Origin of the sequence: Chryseobacterium sp. CFS2, from assembly GCF_036543225.1 — a bacterium.
In the GTDB taxonomy this organism is placed as follows: Bacteria; Bacteroidota; Bacteroidia; order Flavobacteriales; family Weeksellaceae; genus Chryseobacterium; species Chryseobacterium culicis_A.
The window spans coordinates 586079-602551 of sequence record NZ_JAZHQU010000001.1; the positions used below are offsets into that span (position 1 = coordinate 586079).

Consider the following 16473-nt stretch of genomic DNA (forward strand, 5'->3'; position numbering starts at 1 on the left):
TGACATTTGGACGGATTTTTGTTTAATTTTATCTCAACATTAATCAAAAAAATTTATTATTATGTCTTTAAATGTCATTGATTTAATTAAAGGACAATTAGGTCCCGCTTTAGTTTCACAGGCTGCATCGCAGTTTGGAGAAAGTGAATCCGGTATTTCTAAAGCAATTGGCGGATTATTACCTGCTGTAGTAGGTGGATTAGCCAATAACGCAGATAAGCCTGGCGTTGTGGATGCTATTACACAAGCCTCTTCAAGTGGAATTTTAGGAAATTTATTAGGTGGCTCGTCCAGCAATCCTATTATTTCGAACTTGTTGTCTTCAATTTTTGGAGATAAAGTAAGTGCATTAGTTAATTCCATTGCCAGTTTTTCAGGAGTCAGCAATACCTCTGCAGGTTCTTTGTTAAACCTGGTGACTGGAGCTACAGTAGGCACTGTTGGAAAATATGCAGCAGACAATAATTTGGGTGCTTCAGGTATTTCCAGCTTACTGAATGATCAGAAAGGCGTTATTTCTTCTTTATTACCAGCAGGTCTTTCTTTGGCTTCCTTTGGATTAGGAGCTGAAAATTGGTTTGGTCAGGCGAAAGAAACAGTTTCTTCAGTAACTTCTACTGCTAAAGATAACCTTGCAGAAGGTGTTGCTACAGCAAGAGAAAATGTTTCCGAAGGAGCTAGAGAAGTAAGAGAAAGATTTGAAAATAATAACAATAATAATCAAGGCGGAGGTTCAATCTGGAAATGGTTGCTTCCGCTTTTATTATTGATAGCCGCTGCTTATTTCTTATGGAAACAGTGTGAGAAAAAACAGACGACTACAACTACGACCACTACGTCTGATTCTGCAGCTACCAGCTCCACTACAGATACAGCAGCTACTACAGGAACAGTAACTCCTGCTCCTGCAACAGCTAAAACGGATGAAAACATTGATCTTAACGGAGTGATGTTAAAAGGTTACAAAGGAGGAATGGAAGATCAGATGATTACTTTCCTGAAATCCGGAGCTTACAAAAACGCCGCTGATGATTCAGCATTGAAAGATAAGTGGTACGATTTCGATCACGTAAATTTCAAAATGGGAAGTTCTTCTGAACTTGAAGCAGGTTCACAAGGACAGCTGGATAACTTAGTGGCTATCCTTAAAGCTTTCCCTGATGCAAAAATCAAAATCGGAGGTTATACTGACAAAACAGGAAATGAGGCTAGCAACGTAAAACTGTCAAAAGCCAGAGCTGAATTCATCAAAGCTGCTTTAGCAAAAGCAGGAGTTGGTGCTCAGGTTCTGGAAGCAGAAGGCTATGGAAGTCAATTTGCAAAAGTAGATGCAAAAGCTTCTGATGCTGAAAGAGCTGCTGACAGAAAAATGTCTGTAAGATTTGCAAAATAGTCTTTAGATTTAATAAAAATTAGATCCCGGGAATCAATTTCCGGGATTTTTTTATGCTATGATTTTTCTGTTTACATTTATTTAATTAAATTTGTTAGTCATTTCTAACATTTATGAATTTCAATATAAAAAGCGCCTGGCGAAAAGATAAAACAAACCATTCCTTATCAGAGGTTTATTCATCTATCAAAGTACCTAAAAATGCCACTTTCTGGAGAAAATATCTGGCATTTGCAGGACCAGGACTGATGATTGCTGTAGGCTATATGGACCCCGGAAACTGGGCTACCGATATTGCCGGAGGCGCTCAGTTTGGATATACACTCCTTTCAGTAATTCTTATCTCCAATATTTTTGCGATGGTTTTACAGCACTTATCTGTAAAGCTGGGAGTTGTTGCAGAAAGAGATCTTGCACAGGCATGCAGAGACCACTTTAGCCCTACGACCAATTTTATTCTGTGGGTATTCTGTGAAATCGCGATTGCCGCCTGTGATCTCGCCGAGGTTATTGGTTCAGCCATTGCACTGAACCTGCTATTCCATATCCCGTTAACCTGGGGAATTGTCATTACAACAGTAGATGTTTTGATTATTCTTTTACTTCAGGCCAAAGGCTTCCGATGGATTGAAAGTATTGTAGGTGGCCTTATATTTATCATTCTGGCTTGTTTCGTGTATGAAATTGTCATTTCACAGCCTGCTTTCAATGAGATTCTGGGAGGCTTGGTTCCACAAAAAGAAATTATTCAGAATCCGGCTATGCTTTATATTGCCATCGGAATTTTAGGAGCCACGGTAATGCCTCACAATTTGTATCTTCATAGCAGTATTGTACAGACCAGAGATTATACCCGTGACGCTGAAGGAAAAAAAGAAGCGATAAAATTTGCCACCCTAGACAGCACAGTTTCATTAATGCTTGCTTTCTTCATCAATGCAGCAATCCTTATTCTGGCAGCCGCTACATTCCATACTACAGGAAACGAACATGTGGCTGATATTCATGATGCCTATAAAATGCTGACTCCTATTCTGGGAGCTTCTATGGCAAGTATTGCGTTTGCCATTGCTTTATTAGCATCCGGACAAAACTCTACATTGACTGGAACGCTTGCCGGACAGATCGTCATGGAAGGATTCCTGAACATCAGATTAAAACCGTGGCTGAGAAGGCTTATCACCAGACTTATTGCTGTAATTCCTGCACTTATTGTTGCCATTCTTTACGGAGAACAGGGAACTACTGAATTATTGGTTTTAAGCCAGGTAATTCTATCCATGCAGTTGAGTTTCGCCGTTGTTCCATTGGTGATGTTTACCAATGATAAAGCCAAAATGGGTGAATTTGTCAATAAGCCTTTCCTTAAAATCTGTGTATGGATTATTTCCATCATTATCATTGTTTTAAACCTGTACCTGCTATACCAGACTTTTACAGGAGAATAGAAAATACAAACTATAGTTTTTAAATTGACTATTGGCCATTATTAAGTGAATGGTCAATAGTCAATTTTTGCTTCGCAAAGTCAATTTTAATTTCACACTACAACAAATTCACAAGCGTAGCGGATTGACTTATTCACAATTGACAAGTGAATGGTCAATGGTCAATTTTTGTTTTGCAAAGTCAATTTTTAATCTCACACTACGACAAATTCACAACCGTAACGGATTGACATATTCACAATTGACAAGTGAATGGTCAATAGTCAATTTTAATTTCACACTACGACAAATTCACTAGCGTAGCGGATTGACTTATTCACCATTGACAAGTGAATGGTCAATAGTCAATTTTTGCTTCGCAAAGTCAATTTTTAATCTCACACTACAAAAAATTCACTAGCGAAGCGGATTGATATATTCACTATTCACCGCTACTCATTTTTCTGCCTTAATGTCCAGATTTTGGATTTGGCAGGCTCTTTGTCAAACAATCAGTAAATAAATATTGAATTATGGAAAACCAGGATATTAACGAAGAAAGCATCAATAATCACGAAGAAAACACTGTTCAGAATGACGCAACGTCTCAGGACAATGTGACAGCAGCACCTTCTCCAGAAGAACTTTTGGCAGAAGAAAAAGACCGTTACATCAGATTGTACGCTGAATTCGAAAACTATAAAAAAAGAACAAGCAAAGAGAAGATGGAATTCTTCCAGTATGCCAACCAGGAGATGATGGTTTCAATGTTAGGGGTTTTAGATGATTTTGAAAGAGCATTAAAGGAAATCGCTAAAAACGGAAACCCGGCTGACCTGCAAGGTGTAGAGCTTATCTATCAGAAATTCAAAAATAAACTTACCGAAAAAGGCTTAAAAATGATGGAAGTAAGAGCTGGTGACAGCTTTAATGTTGATTTCCATGAAGCGATTACTCAGATCCCTGCTCCATCGGAAGATTTGAAAGGAAAAATCGTAGACGTTATTGAAACTGGATATACTTTAGGTGATAAAGTAATCCGTTTTGCAAAAGTAGTAACAGGAAATTAAAATTCATAAATGATAAATGATGAGTGATAATTGATGAATGTTTCACTTATTAGCTTTACAATATCTTTTATCATTTATCAACAATCAATTATAAAATTGTCATGTCAAAAAGAGATTATTACGAGGTTCTTGAGATCAGCAAATCTGCATCCGCCGACGAAATAAAAAAAGCATACCGTAAAATGGCCATCAAGTTTCACCCGGACAAAAATCCCGGTGATAAAGAGGCTGAAGAAAGATTTAAAGAAGCTGCTGAGGCTTACGAAGTTCTGAGCGACGATCAGAAACGTGCCAGATACGACCAGTTCGGTCATGCCGGAATGGGCGGAAATGGCGGTTTCGGAGGTGGAGGCTTTGGAGGCGGAATGAACATGGAAGATATTTTCAGTCAGTTTGGAGATATTTTCGGTGGTGGTTTCGGAGGATTTGGCGGTGGCGGCGGAGGCCGTCAGCAGGTAAAAGGTTCTAATTTAAGAATCAGAATCAGGCTGAATCTTGAGGAAATGGTAAACGGTACTCAGAAAACCATTAAAGTAAAGAAAATGAAGATGGCAGAAGGCGCCACTTCAAAAACATGTCCTACCTGTAACGGTTCCGGTGTTCAGTTAAAAGTAATGAATACCATGTTTGGCCAGATGCAGACTCAAACAACCTGTAGTACTTGTCAGGGAATTGGAAAAGTTGCTGACAAAATTCCGGCAGGAGCTAATGCCCAAGGCCTTATTAAAGATGAAGAGGAAATTACCATCAATATTCCGGCAGGAGCAAGAGACGGTATCCAGCTTAATGTAAGAGGAAAAGGAAATGACGCCCCATTTGGTGGAATTCCGGGAGATTTATTGGTGATTATTGAAGAGGAAGTAGATCAGGTGATCAAGAGAGAAGGTGATAATCTTCATCAGGAACTGTATGTTTCATTTGCTGAAGCCGCTTTAGGAACTAAAAAAGAAATTCCTACAGTAGGTGGAAAAGTAAAAATTACCGTTGATCCGGGCACTCAATCCGGAAAGATCTTAAGATTGGCTGGAAAAGGACTTCCAAGTATCGACAGTTATGGTAAAGGAGACATGTTCATCCACATCAATGTATGGACGCCGCAAAAGCTTACTAAGGAACAGAAAGACTTCTTTGAAAAGCAGATGTCCAGCGGAGAAATGGTTGCAGAACCATCCGGAAAGGAAAAAACTTTTTTTGATAAAGTAAAAGATTTATTCAATTAATATAAGAGAGGCTTTTTAAGCCTCTTTTTTTATGTTCTTTAATTTTTTATATTTTTGTCCGTTATTTGATTGACTCAAAAGACTTCTGGAAATCCATGGATACAAGAACAATATTTTTAAATGCCTGTAACGAAATCGCCACTCAGCTTGATGGCTTCAAAACACTTGAAAAAGGACAAAGGCTTAAGAAAGTATCTCTTGATAAAGATATCTATTTTGAAATTTATTTTCAGTCGAGTTTTAGGAATGATTCTTCATCCATTCAGCTCCTTCCTCATATTACTATCTATTCTAAAATTTTAAAGAAATGGCAGATAGAGCAAACTAAAAATGAATATGCTCAGGGATTAATTTTTGGAAATCAGATAGGGTATTTAATGCCCTATAATAATTGGAAAGAATGGAATTTAGCAGGATTGTCTTATGAAAAATCAATTCTTGAAATCACAGAAAATATAGAGAAATATATACTTCCAATTTTCGAAATTTTTAATTCTAAGAAAATCGCCATCGAGTTTTTAAAGAACAAGGGAACAAAGTTTAATCAATGGTCAGAAGATTCAATTTCTCCTTTAGATTTCCTTCTATGTTTTTCAGAAAAAGAGACCTCTGAAGTTTTTCTAAATAATTTTGTAAACAGCTGTCCATATAAAGGGAAAATTCTTAAACTTTACGAGAGTCTAAAAACGGAAAATGAAATTGATCTCAATTATTCTGAATTTCATGGAGCTCAAACCATTAAATTAGCCTACATGAATGGGTTGAAAATAAAATAAGGTTAGTACAAAACTATATCTTAATAAAGGATAAAAATCTCAGAAATGCCTATGCAAAAAATGCGATTATAACTTTTAATATATCAACCGATAAATTCTCTACATGTATTAATAAAAAATCCTGCACTCTCACGAATACAGGATTTTTTGGTTATTTAATTCTAATTCTGTTTTATTTTTTGGTTGCCAGAGCGTAAATCCCTTTTCCTAAAGTAAATATGGCAACCGCTACCAATCCGCCAACAACGCCAAGCGTAAGCTCTTTTAAAACATCCGGCCAGGTTGGAAGTATACCATGAAGAAATTCTACTCTGTGTAGAAAAATTCCACCAGCAACCATTATTAAAGCAATTGTTCCGACAACTCCTAATATTTTAATAACAATAGGTAAAGCCTTCACTAATAAATGCCCAAGCCTCCCGAAAAAACCTTTATCATTACTTTTCTTTATTAATTTAAACCCTGCATCGTCCATTCTTACAATCAAAGCTACAATTCCATAAACTCCAACAGTCGCAATAAATGCAACCAAGCTCGTTACTAAAATCTGCGTAATGAAGGGATGACTTTCTTCCAATACGGTTCCTAAAGCAATAATAACGATCTCGATGGATAAAATAAAATCCGTTGTAATGGCCGATTTTACTTTCTCTTTTTCTATTTCTTCAGAACTTTTTTTATCTTCTTCAATTTCCTCTATAACTTCATGACCCTTTTTGTCACGGTGAAAAAGAAATTCTATTACTTTTTCAACCCCTTCAAAGGCCAGATAGAATCCTCCAAGGATCAATACATAATTAATAGCCGGAGCATACAACCAATTAAGTAAAAAAACGATGGGAAGAATGATCAGTTTATTGATAAAAGAACCTTTTGTAATTGCCCATAAAACCGGAATTTCTCTTGAGGAAAGAAAGCCTGTGGCTTTTTCTGCATTTACAGCCAGGTCGTCTCCTAAAATTCCTGCTGTCTTTTGGGTAGCGACCTTACTGGTAACCGCTACATCATCCATCAATGCTGCAATATCGTCCAAAATAGCAAAAAAGCCTGATGCCATATTTTAATAATTTTTTAATCTTTGTTAAGTTCAGCAAAAATAAATATTTAATTCCGTTTTTAGATTCATAATATGACAATAATTTTGAAAATTATGAGAAAGATTAAGCAATGCTCCATTTTCAATATTTTATATCTTTGTTTAAAATCTATTCCATGGATGAAAACTGGGAAACCCAGCTACAAAGTATCTGGCTAAAACTTGGAACAATAAGCAGTGAAGCGTTTATTCAACAAATTAAAAATCATGTAGAATTACTTACAGTGGCAGATTCCCGGGCTATTGCAGATTTTGAAAGAGCCTGCGCTTTTGACTCTACCGGACATGAAAAAGAGGCTGAACCTTTGTACAGATCTGCGCTAGATAAAGGACTCACCGGTTTACGAAGAAGAAGAGCAAGAATTCAGCTGGCAAGTACCTTACGAAATAATGGGAAAATAGAAGAAAGCATCCATATTTTAAGGGAAGAAAAAGCTAATGAGTCTGATGAACTGAATGATGCGGTAGATTCTTTCTTAGCACTGTCTCTTTCCTCAGCAGGAGAGCACAAAGAAGCACTATCTATCGCTTTAAAAGCACTATCAAAACATTTGCCCAGATACAATAATTCTTTAAGCCGCTATGCTGAAAACCTTTAATTCTAAACTATATTCCGGCGTTTCAACCAGATATGACATTCAAGTCCAGTCCTTACAGACACAGAATTGTACACGATCAATATTAAGCTTAATTTTAACCGTTTTTTAAAACCTGATACTATGCGACGTCAATTTCAATCTTTAGCTTTAGGATGTTTATTTTGTCTGTTCAGTACCATCTGCCCAACTTTAAAAGCTCAGACAGAAACTTATCCCAATACTATTAATCAGGAAAAGAAAAAACAGGAAATAGACAGCATTATACAAGCATACGCTGCCATTAATAAGTTTAATGGAACCGCCCTAATCCATTATGAGAACAAAAATATTTTCGAAAAGTCATACGGCTGGCAGGATGCAGAGAAAAAGATATCCAACCAGAACAAAAGTGTATATCAGATTGCATCTTTAACCAAATCATTCACAGCCCTGGTTATTGTAAAACTAAGTGAGGAAGGGAAACTTTCTTTTAAAGATCCGGTTTCAAAGTTTATTCCCGATTATCCGAGAGGAAATGAAATTACGATTGAACACCTGCTCACCCACACGTCGGGTATTTATGAAGTACTGCGAAATAAAGAATATGTCAGCCTGCTTCACACCGGAAAATCAATAGCCAAAAATAAAGAACTCTCCTTTTTTAAAAATGAACCCCTGGATTTTGAGCCCGGCACTCAATTTTCGTATACCAATTCAGGATATATTGTATTGGGGCTCATTATTGAAAAACTCACAGGACTTTCCTATGAACATGCTGTAAGAAAAATCATCTTAAATCCTCTGAAGATGAACCATACCGGATTTAATTACATGGCTTTGAAAAGTACTTACAAAACAGTTCCTTATTCTTATATTTCAAAGACAAGACAGGAAAAAACTGAAGTATGGAATTCCACATTAACCGGTCCTGCAGGACAAATCTATAGTACTGCGGAAGACCTGTACAATTACTATATCGGATTGAGGGATTATAAAATTGTTTCCAAAGAAGCTTTTAAAAAAGCTACCACACCTTATTTAAGCGGTTATGGTTACGGTTGGTTTATTGATGATCTTTACGGAAAAAAACTCATTAACCATGGTGGAAATATAGAAGGCTCTACAAGCTATTTTGCTATGCTTCCTGAAGATGACCTCTGCATTATCCTTTTGAATAATATCACAAGTAAAAGACTGGAGAAAGTAGGAAATACTATTTTAGCAGCCCTGTTAGGACAGCCTTATACCCTTCCACAGCCCAAGAAAGACATCACTCTGGGAGCTGATATTCTTAAAAAATATGTTGGTGACTATGCTCTTTCTGATAATAATGTTATTCATATTCTGGACAAAAACGGTCAGCTTTTTATACAGAACAATAAAGATCCTAAAGTAAGAATGCTGGCTGAAAAAGAGGATGTATTTTTCCTGCAGGATGATGACACCGAAATTACTTTTATTTTCAAAAAAGGAGAAAAGGATGTTATTACGATCAAAAAAGGGCTTTCATCAAAGACCGCAGAACGACTTTAATTCAACATTAATCATTTCATAATCAATAGAATTTTCCGTAAATTTAAGTAATGAAAAAGCTCATTCTCAGGTATCATTTTTTTGTCATGGGATGCATTGGTTTCCTCTTGCAGTCCTGCAATACCAAATTCAGAGTATGGGTTGGTCCCGGAGGTCAGCAGAAGATTTACAATTTGAAATATGGTGAGCATAAAAGACAGAAAATGGATGTCTTTCTTCCCAAAGATTATGCTGAAGATTCTCCTGTAGTTCTTATTGTTCACGGCGGAGCATGGACGTTAGGTAAAAAAGAGCATATGATTCAGGTTCAGAAAATGCTTTTTGAAAACCGGATTCCGAGTATCAATATGAATTATAGATTGGTTTCTACCAAAGAAAAAATCACTTATAAACAACAGCTTGAAGATATTGCCCTGGCTATTGAAAAATTCAATTCTTTAGCAGAAAAGGCGGAACTTCAACCCAACAATTATATTCTTTTGGGAGAAAGTGCAGGTGGGCATCTGGCCTTACTTTACGGATATCAGTATCCTGAACAGATCAAAAAAATCATCTCTTTAAGCGGCCCGACAGATTTTTATAGCCCGGAATATCTTAAATCTTTTTATTCCAAATACACCTCTCCTACTTTTCAAAAGGTAGTAGGAACTAAATTTGACCGGAAAAATATATCCGAAGCTTTCAAAGAAGCCAGTCCCATCGCCAATATTACCAATGTACCTACCCTGATATTTCAGGGAAATAATGATATACTGGTTAATCAGCACCAGGGAATTGCTATGGATTCAGCGCTTACAAAAATGAAAGTTCCACACAAATTCATTTTTATGAAGGGCGCCGGGCATGCTCCAAGGTTTTTCAGCAAAAGAAAAAGAGACAGCATTATCTATCCGAATATTCTGGAATGGATTAAAGAATAGTTATCTATTTAAATAATTAAACAACTATTCTAACCAATTCGTTCATAAGAATCTTTTAAATATTCAGTATAAAAAAAACAATTTTTGCCTGGTAGATGTATTTAAAAACGCTATGGGCGCAAAAGAATTTTAATGCTTATATCTCTCGGTCGCAAAGACACTTCGTTCAGCTAGGCAGGTGACTTAGCTAAGTGAAACGCCTCTGCGAACGAAAAAATAACAGATCATCATAATAATCTTGCGAGCTTTGCGGGGTAAAAAAAAATTCTTATGCATAAAAAAGCCATCTCATTGCTGAGACGGCTCTGTATATTTTGATTGAATTATTAATTATTCAAAGTCCTGATCTTCATATTTTTTAGAAAGATCTTCTTTTTTTCCAAAAACAAATTTAAAGATCACCGGAAGTGTAGTGACTAACACGATGACAATAATGATGTATTCCAGCTTTTGTTTTAAGTTGATTCCAAACTGTTCCATAAAAAGTTTGTCCAGATAATGCCCTGCAAAGATCAGAATGAATGACCATAATACGGCACCAATGATGTTATCTCTTAAAAATTCCTTTTTATCCATTTTTACAATACCTGCTACAATAGGGGTAAAAGTTCTCACAACAGGTAAGAATCTTGCCATAATAACAGCTAATGCGCCGTGTTTTTCAAAGAAATCGTGTGCCTGATAAAGGTATTTTTTCTTGAAAAGCATTGAGTCTGGCCTTTTATATAAAGCAGGTCCTGCCTTTCTTCCAAAATAATATCCTACCTCATTTCCGATAATAGCTGCAAGAGCTACCCCTGAAGCTAACAATGTGGTATCTAAGAAATCGCTTCCTGTAGACCCAAAAGTCTCTTTGATGATTTCAACAGCATAAATCCCCGAAACGAAGAGTAGTGAGTCCCCAGGTAGAAAAAATCCTACAAAAAGACCTGTTTCAGCAAAAACAATAAACAAAATCAGCCAAAACCCTCCCATTTTTATATAAAACTCCGGGTTTAATAAATCCTTCCAGCTATTGAAATCTTCCATAAATATCGATGAACAACAAAAGTAAGCCTAAAATGTCTGAAACAAAAATTAATTATAAGATTTTAACTAAAATTCAAACATGATTTTTATAAGTCCAGATCATCATCGGAAACTGCCGTTCCATCGGCCATTAAGAATGCTTTTAAGAAAGGAGTGATATTTCCGTTCATTACGGCATCCACATCAGACGTTTCATGACCTGAGCGTACATCTTTCACCAATTTGTAAGGGTGCATTACGTAGTTTCGGATCTGGCTTCCCCACTCGATCTTCATTTTATTGGCTTCTATCTCATTTCTGGCCTTCATACGCTCTTCCAATTCCATTTCGTAGAGTCTTGAACGAAGGAGCTGCATTGCTTTTTCTTTATTCTGAAGCTGAGAACGGGATTCTGAGTTTTCAATAATAATCCCTGTTGGGGCGTGACGAAGACGTACGGCAGTTTCTACCTTGTTTACGTTCTGTCCTCCTGCGCCGGAAGCTCTCATGGTTTCAAAACTGATGTCTGCAGGATTAATATTAATTTCAATAGTATCATCCACCAAAGGATATACGTAAACAGAAACAAAACTTGTATGGCGTTTTGCATTACTGTCAAAAGGAGAAATTCTTACCAATCGATGTACTCCATTTTCGCCTCTTAAATATCCAAAAGCAAATTCCCCTTCAATTTCCAGGGTAACAGTCTTCACACCTGCCACGTCTCCTTCCTGAAAGTTCAGTTCACGGATTTTATAGCCCTGCTTTTCGGCCCACATCGTATACATTCTCATCAGCATGGCTGCCCAGTCACAACTTTCCGTTCCTCCTGCACCTGCTGTAATCTGAAGAACAGCCGAAAGCTCATCTCCTTCATTGGAAAGCATATTTTTGAATTCAAGATCCTCAATTTTCTCTACCAACTGCGGGAATGTTTCATCCAGTTCTTTTTCAGAATCCGGATCTTCTTTCGCAAAGTCAGCTAAAACCTGAAGATCTTCAAACTGTGTCTGAATTTCATCATAGCCTTCTACCCATTTTTTCTTGGAACGAAGCTGTTTTAGAAATGCTTCAGCAGTTTTTGGATTGTCCCAAAATTCGGGTGCCGCCGTTTTTTCATCATCATTGGCAATTTCAATCTTCTTTTTTTCAATCTGAAGGTATCTGTGTAAGTCTTCAATTCTGGATTGAACTTCTTTTATCTGGTCGTTGTTAATCACGAATTTTTCTTTTTGCAAAAATAAGGAATTCTTTTAGAGTGGAGCGCTTTGAGTTTAAAGTTCCAGGTTTTAAGTTTTGGGTTCGGATTGGAGCTTTATTAAGGTTTCAGAAGATGATTAGAAGTTACGATTATTTGATAATTTCAGCTTCAAAGCTTCTCCTAAGGAATTCTTTTGATTGTTTACTTTCAGATTTGAAACCTACCATAGTTAAAGCATAGACAAACAAAAGCATACCTAAAGGAAGAAAAAGTTCTACCGATATTTCTTTTTCTCTTATAGCTCTTATGGAAACACCTATGAAGAAAATCAGGGCAAATGAACACCAGACTATTAAAAAAAATAATACAAATGCATGTAATGATAGAGCCACGTGTATTTTTACTCCATCATTTTCCTTTTGAATTCTACCATTTATCTGAGGAAGAAAAGAATTCCTGTATTGTATCACTTTGCTGATTTCAAAGCTGTTATTATGGATAGATCCTTCATATTCTTTCATATAATTTCTCCCTAAACCGAATTTTTTAGGTTCTACAAAACCGGAGAGCCTTGTTAAAACTTCCTGTTCGGATAAATGGGTTCTGTAAGTAATGCGTTCAAAAGGCAAATATTTCATGTATAATGCACGTGTATTTATATCATTTTTATATCATTTCTGCTATCATTTCTCCAATCTTCGGAGCTAAGGCAACTCCCATTCCTGAAAGTCTTACGGCACAAAACTGTCTTTCTGAAAGTTGTTTTACAATAGGTGTTTTTTCATCACCCATGGCCATAATTCCTGACCAGCGAAGTGCTATTTTAAAATCTGTATAAGGAAGTATGACTTCTTTTAAAAAATTTTCCAAATGATTTTGCAGAAATTCTGTCGTTCCAAAAGCCGTCGTTTCTTCTGTCTTAAAATCCTGATTTCTTCCACCACCCAGCAATATTCTGTTTCCTACATTTCTGAAATAATAGTAGCCTTCGTCATAATGAAACGTTCCTTTAAGTTTTAAATCTTCTATAGGCTCAGTCAGAAGAATTTGTCCGCGGGCAGGAATAATATTTTCATCTTCCAGAAACTTTGAAGTGAATGCATTGGTACAATAGATGAGTTGATTGGCTTTTACACAAAGATCAGTGGAAAGATAAACCTCAACTTCATCTGTTTTTTCTTCAATATTCTGAACTTCTGTTCCGAATAAAAATTCAATTTTCAGTTCATGGCATTTTTCCAGCAATTTCTGTAACAGCTTTCCTGAATGCAGGCTTCCTTCACAAGGATTCTCCACCAGAAATGCAGATTTTTCTAATCCGAATTCCTGTATTTTATTCTGTTTCAGAATATATGTTTGATTCACGCCGGTTATTGCTTTCAGCTTTTCATTCACGAAATCGATATGAGATAAAGGTTCTTCGTTATTGAGAATTTCATAGCCTGCATTCAACTCAAAATCAATTTCTTCATGGGTAAAATAATGTCTTATTTTCTGCAATCCGTCAAACCTCATTTTAACAAGTGCCAGCGTTTTCTCCCAACCCATTTTATGAGCATCTGCAATAACTTCAGTAAGGCTTCCAAAACAGGCAAATCCGGCATTTCTCGTGGAAGCACCCAATGGAATGGCATTCCGTTCAATAATCAAAACGGATTTTTCAGGATATTTTTCTTTGATGGATATTGCTGTCCATAGTCCGGAAAACCCCGCACCTATAATGATGATGTCTCTTTTTCTGTAGAAAGTGTTCAGTTCCCAGATGCTGTTCATGAGTAATTTTTTGTAAAATGTATAATGTAAAAAGTATTAATGTACGATACAGCGCAACCTTAAACCTTAAACCTTAAACCTTAAACCTTAAACCTTGAATATCTTACCCTTTGTCTTTCTCTTCCTCATTATGCTGGAATCCGATTGCTCTTACCGGTTCTTCAACAACTCTGTAGGTTTCCAGCTCGCTCTTCAATGCCTGAATTCTGAATTGGAAGTCATCAAAATTATTGATAATGGCATCAGCAAGAAATCTAGCTACCTGATCAAGATATTCTTCCGTAAGCTTTGATCCGGCATCTCTTAATGCGCTGTCTAAAAGTTTCTGATCAATTTTCAGCTTTTCGTTTCTGGTTCTTTGGTAAAGGTTTTTAATTCTTTTCTTGAGGCTTTGGGTAAAATCTATCAGCATCGTATTGCTGAATGCTTTCATTTTTGAAGAGATTTCATGCCAGAAAGGAATTTTATCCGCTTTGTTATTTTTAAGTATTTTATAGAGTAAAGAATCTTCCTCAAGTCCTCTGGTCATGGCGTAAAGAATAATTTCTGAACGCTCTGAAGCATTAGGTGGAAAGATCGGTATCATCACATCAAATCTTCCCGGAGCAAGAATTTCCTCGTCAATTTCTGAAACAGAATTGGCAGAACCTACCATCAAAACACCTTCTTTTTCAAATTTCCCGATGTAATGAAGAATCAGCTCCTGAGCTTCCAGGTTGCATGATGCAATATCGTTTTCAGCTCTTCTCTGCATCATAATTTCATCAAAATCATCCATGAAAAGCAGCATTTTATTTTCCTTCATCATACTCAACAGGAAATCACTGAAGTTGATTTCATTCCCGTCAATCAATGAAGTTCCTAAATAGTGCTTTTTGACTTCTTTAAACTGATAGCCAATGATTTCAGCAATTTTATTAGCCCAGAATATTTTCCCGCTTCCCGGAGGTCCGTAGAGAATAATTCCTGCAGGTTTATTAATGCCCCAGTCTTTGATCTGTTGTGGATTCAGAAAAGGTTCCAAAACCGTAGAGGTATAAAAGAACAAGTCTCTGTATCCTATAAAATCTCTTTGTTTAAGGCTTGTTTTATGCCCAAAATAATCATAGACAAACTGATAGTTTCCCCCCAGTTTGTTATCAATCCCATAGCTTGATATAGAAGATTTGAAAAAGCCATTATCGAAAATATTAAGATTATTATCCTTGATTACTTTTTCCACCTTGTCTTTTGGCTGCTTAATTACTTCGGCAATCTGCTCCAGGGTTTTATTTTTATCAAGATCTTTTTCGTACAGCCTTAAAAAATCTAAATTTTCGCGGGCAAATTTTTCAAAATCTTCTTTTACTTCAAAATTGGTACTGATGCATTCTACCAATTCAAGATCGAAATCCTGTATAAATTGTTTTATGGCTTCTGCAGAAACATTAAGTTCTTCTGCCAGTTCAATTAGCTTCATAAGTCTTGATTAATTCTATCAAATTTAATGTATTTACATTTAAACTTATATTGATTTATGATAATTCTGTAACATTATCTAATTTATATAGACTACTACTATGTAAAACAAATTACATGGAAAAGATTTTATCAGTAAAAAATTTGACAAAGAAATTCAAAAGAGTTGTAGTCAACAATATTTCTTTTGATGTTGAAAAAGGAAACGTTTATGGGCTATTGGGGCCGAATGGAAGTGGAAAATCCACCACTTTCGGAATGTTGCTTTCCACCATTAATCCTACCAGTGGAGATTGGTTCTGGTTTGGGAAAAAGGGAACAGACCCGGAAACCTTAAAGAAGATTGGAGCTATTATTGAACAGCCTAATTTTTATCCTTATTTAAGTGCAGAAACCAATCTTAAGATTGTGGCAGAAATCAAAAAAACACCCTATTCCAGGATTGATGAAGTTCTAAAGACCGTTAATCTGTATGAAAGGAGAAAAGATACTTTCAAAACTTTTTCTCTGGGAATGAAACAGCGTCTTGCTATTGCTTCAGCGATGTTAAATAATCCTGAGGTAATGATATTGGACGAACCCACCAACGGATTGGATCCTGAAGGAATTATTCAGATCAGAGAAATCATCAGCAATATTGCCAAGCAGGGAATCACCATTATTATTGCCAGCCACCTTTTGGATGAAATTGAAAAAATCTGCAGCCATGTTATTGTATTGAAAGAAGGAAATTCTATTTACTGTGGAAGAGTAGACGAAATGACTTCCAACAACGGATATTTTGAACTGAAAGCTGATAATAACATATTACTTTTCAATACATTGAACGAATTACCGTGGTTTAGCTTCGTCAATCAGGACAGGGATTATATTAAAGCCCAGATCCGTGATGATGTGTCAATTTCAGCTTCAGCACTGAATCAGAAGCTGGCGGAAAAAGGGATTTTCTTATCTCATTTGGCCAAGAAAAAACTATCTCTTGAATCACAATTCCTTGAACTTGTAAAAAACACCAATTAG

At 36.2% G+C, this 16473-nt stretch carries 15 protein-coding genes; 9 read left to right on the forward strand and 6 right to left on the reverse strand.

The window, feature by feature from the left end; all coding sequences use genetic code 11:
- Positions 1 to 61: 61 nt before the first annotated feature.
- The 5 genes from ODR02_RS02585 to ODR02_RS02605 all read left to right on the forward strand — a co-directional run bounded on the left by ODR02_RS02585 (position 62) and on the right by ODR02_RS02605 (position 5886).
- Positions 62 to 1393 (forward strand): OmpA family protein, encoded by a 1332-nt coding sequence (locus ODR02_RS02585; RefSeq protein ID WP_209785446.1) that lies wholly within the window; start codon positions 62 to 64, stop codon positions 1391 to 1393.
- A 113-nt stretch (positions 1394 to 1506) separates the two neighbouring features.
- A complete protein-coding gene (locus ODR02_RS02590) occupies positions 1507 to 2841 on the forward strand; it encodes an Nramp family divalent metal transporter (protein WP_209785447.1) in 1335 nt (444 codons plus the stop codon).
- A 512-nt stretch (positions 2842 to 3353) separates the two neighbouring features.
- Positions 3354 to 3890 carry a nucleotide exchange factor GrpE gene (locus ODR02_RS02595; RefSeq protein WP_309511533.1) on the forward strand — a complete coding sequence of 179 codons (537 nt, stop codon included), beginning with the start codon at positions 3354 to 3356 and terminating at the stop codon, positions 3888 to 3890.
- 101 nt (positions 3891 to 3991) lie between these two features.
- Complete coding sequence (dnaJ, locus tag ODR02_RS02600; protein ID WP_309511534.1) at positions 3992 to 5110, forward strand: molecular chaperone DnaJ; 1119 nt, start codon at positions 3992 to 3994, stop codon at positions 5108 to 5110.
- Between the two features lie 95 nt (positions 5111 to 5205).
- Positions 5206 to 5886, forward strand: coding sequence for a DUF4304 domain-containing protein (locus ODR02_RS02605; protein ID WP_309511535.1), 681 nt, complete (start codon positions 5206 to 5208; stop codon positions 5884 to 5886).
- Between the two features lie 172 nt (positions 5887 to 6058).
- On the opposite strand, the gene ODR02_RS02610 is transcribed toward ODR02_RS02605, so the two are convergent.
- A complete protein-coding gene (locus ODR02_RS02610) occupies positions 6059 to 6943 on the reverse strand; it encodes a DUF808 domain-containing protein (RefSeq protein ID WP_209785451.1) in 885 nt (294 codons plus the stop codon).
- A 155-nt stretch (positions 6944 to 7098) separates the two neighbouring features.
- On the opposite strand from ODR02_RS02610, the gene ODR02_RS02615 reads away from it, so the two are divergent.
- From ODR02_RS02615 to ODR02_RS02625, 3 genes are all read left to right on the forward strand, one after another.
- Positions 7099 to 7581 carry a tetratricopeptide repeat protein gene (locus tag ODR02_RS02615; protein WP_245169750.1) on the forward strand — a complete coding sequence of 161 codons (483 nt, stop codon included), beginning with the start codon at positions 7099 to 7101 and terminating at the stop codon, positions 7579 to 7581.
- A 120-nt stretch (positions 7582 to 7701) separates the two neighbouring features.
- Complete coding sequence (locus ODR02_RS02620) at positions 7702 to 9093, forward strand: serine hydrolase (protein ID WP_309511536.1); 1392 nt, start codon at positions 7702 to 7704, stop codon at positions 9091 to 9093.
- Between the two features lie 50 nt (positions 9094 to 9143).
- The gene (locus tag ODR02_RS02625; protein ID WP_209785454.1) at positions 9144 to 10013 is read left to right on the forward strand and encodes an alpha/beta hydrolase; all 870 of its coding nucleotides are present in this window, start codon (positions 9144 to 9146) and stop codon (positions 10011 to 10013) included.
- Positions 10014 to 10343: 330 nt separating this feature from the next.
- Here ODR02_RS02625 and ODR02_RS02630 read toward each other — a convergent pair whose 3' ends face one another.
- From ODR02_RS02630 to ODR02_RS02650, 5 genes are all read right to left on the reverse strand, one after another.
- Entirely contained in the window at positions 10344 to 11042 is a 699-nt protein-coding gene (locus tag ODR02_RS02630; protein WP_105683992.1) for a DedA family protein, read from the reverse strand.
- An 86-nt stretch (positions 11043 to 11128) separates the two neighbouring features.
- Positions 11129 to 12241 (reverse strand): peptide chain release factor 2, encoded by a 1113-nt coding sequence (gene prfB / locus ODR02_RS02635; protein WP_105683991.1) that lies wholly within the window; start codon positions 12239 to 12241, stop codon positions 11129 to 11131.
- Between the two features lie 130 nt (positions 12242 to 12371).
- On the reverse strand, positions 12372 to 12860 hold the full coding sequence (locus tag ODR02_RS02640) for a hypothetical protein (RefSeq protein WP_209785455.1): 489 nt from the start codon (positions 12858 to 12860) through the stop codon (positions 12372 to 12374).
- A gap of 28 nt (positions 12861 to 12888) precedes the next feature.
- Positions 12889 to 13995, reverse strand: a complete 1107-nt coding sequence (locus ODR02_RS02645; RefSeq protein WP_309511537.1) for an NAD(P)/FAD-dependent oxidoreductase — start codon at positions 13993 to 13995, stop codon at positions 12889 to 12891.
- A gap of 103 nt (positions 13996 to 14098) precedes the next feature.
- Positions 14099 to 15454 carry an AAA family ATPase gene (locus tag ODR02_RS02650; protein ID WP_209785457.1) on the reverse strand — a complete coding sequence of 452 codons (1356 nt, stop codon included), beginning with the start codon at positions 15452 to 15454 and terminating at the stop codon, positions 14099 to 14101.
- Between the two features lie 116 nt (positions 15455 to 15570).
- On the opposite strand from ODR02_RS02650, the gene ODR02_RS02655 reads away from it, so the two are divergent.
- The gene (locus ODR02_RS02655; protein WP_209785458.1) at positions 15571 to 16473 is read left to right on the forward strand and encodes an ABC transporter ATP-binding protein; all 903 of its coding nucleotides are present in this window, start codon (positions 15571 to 15573) and stop codon (positions 16471 to 16473) included.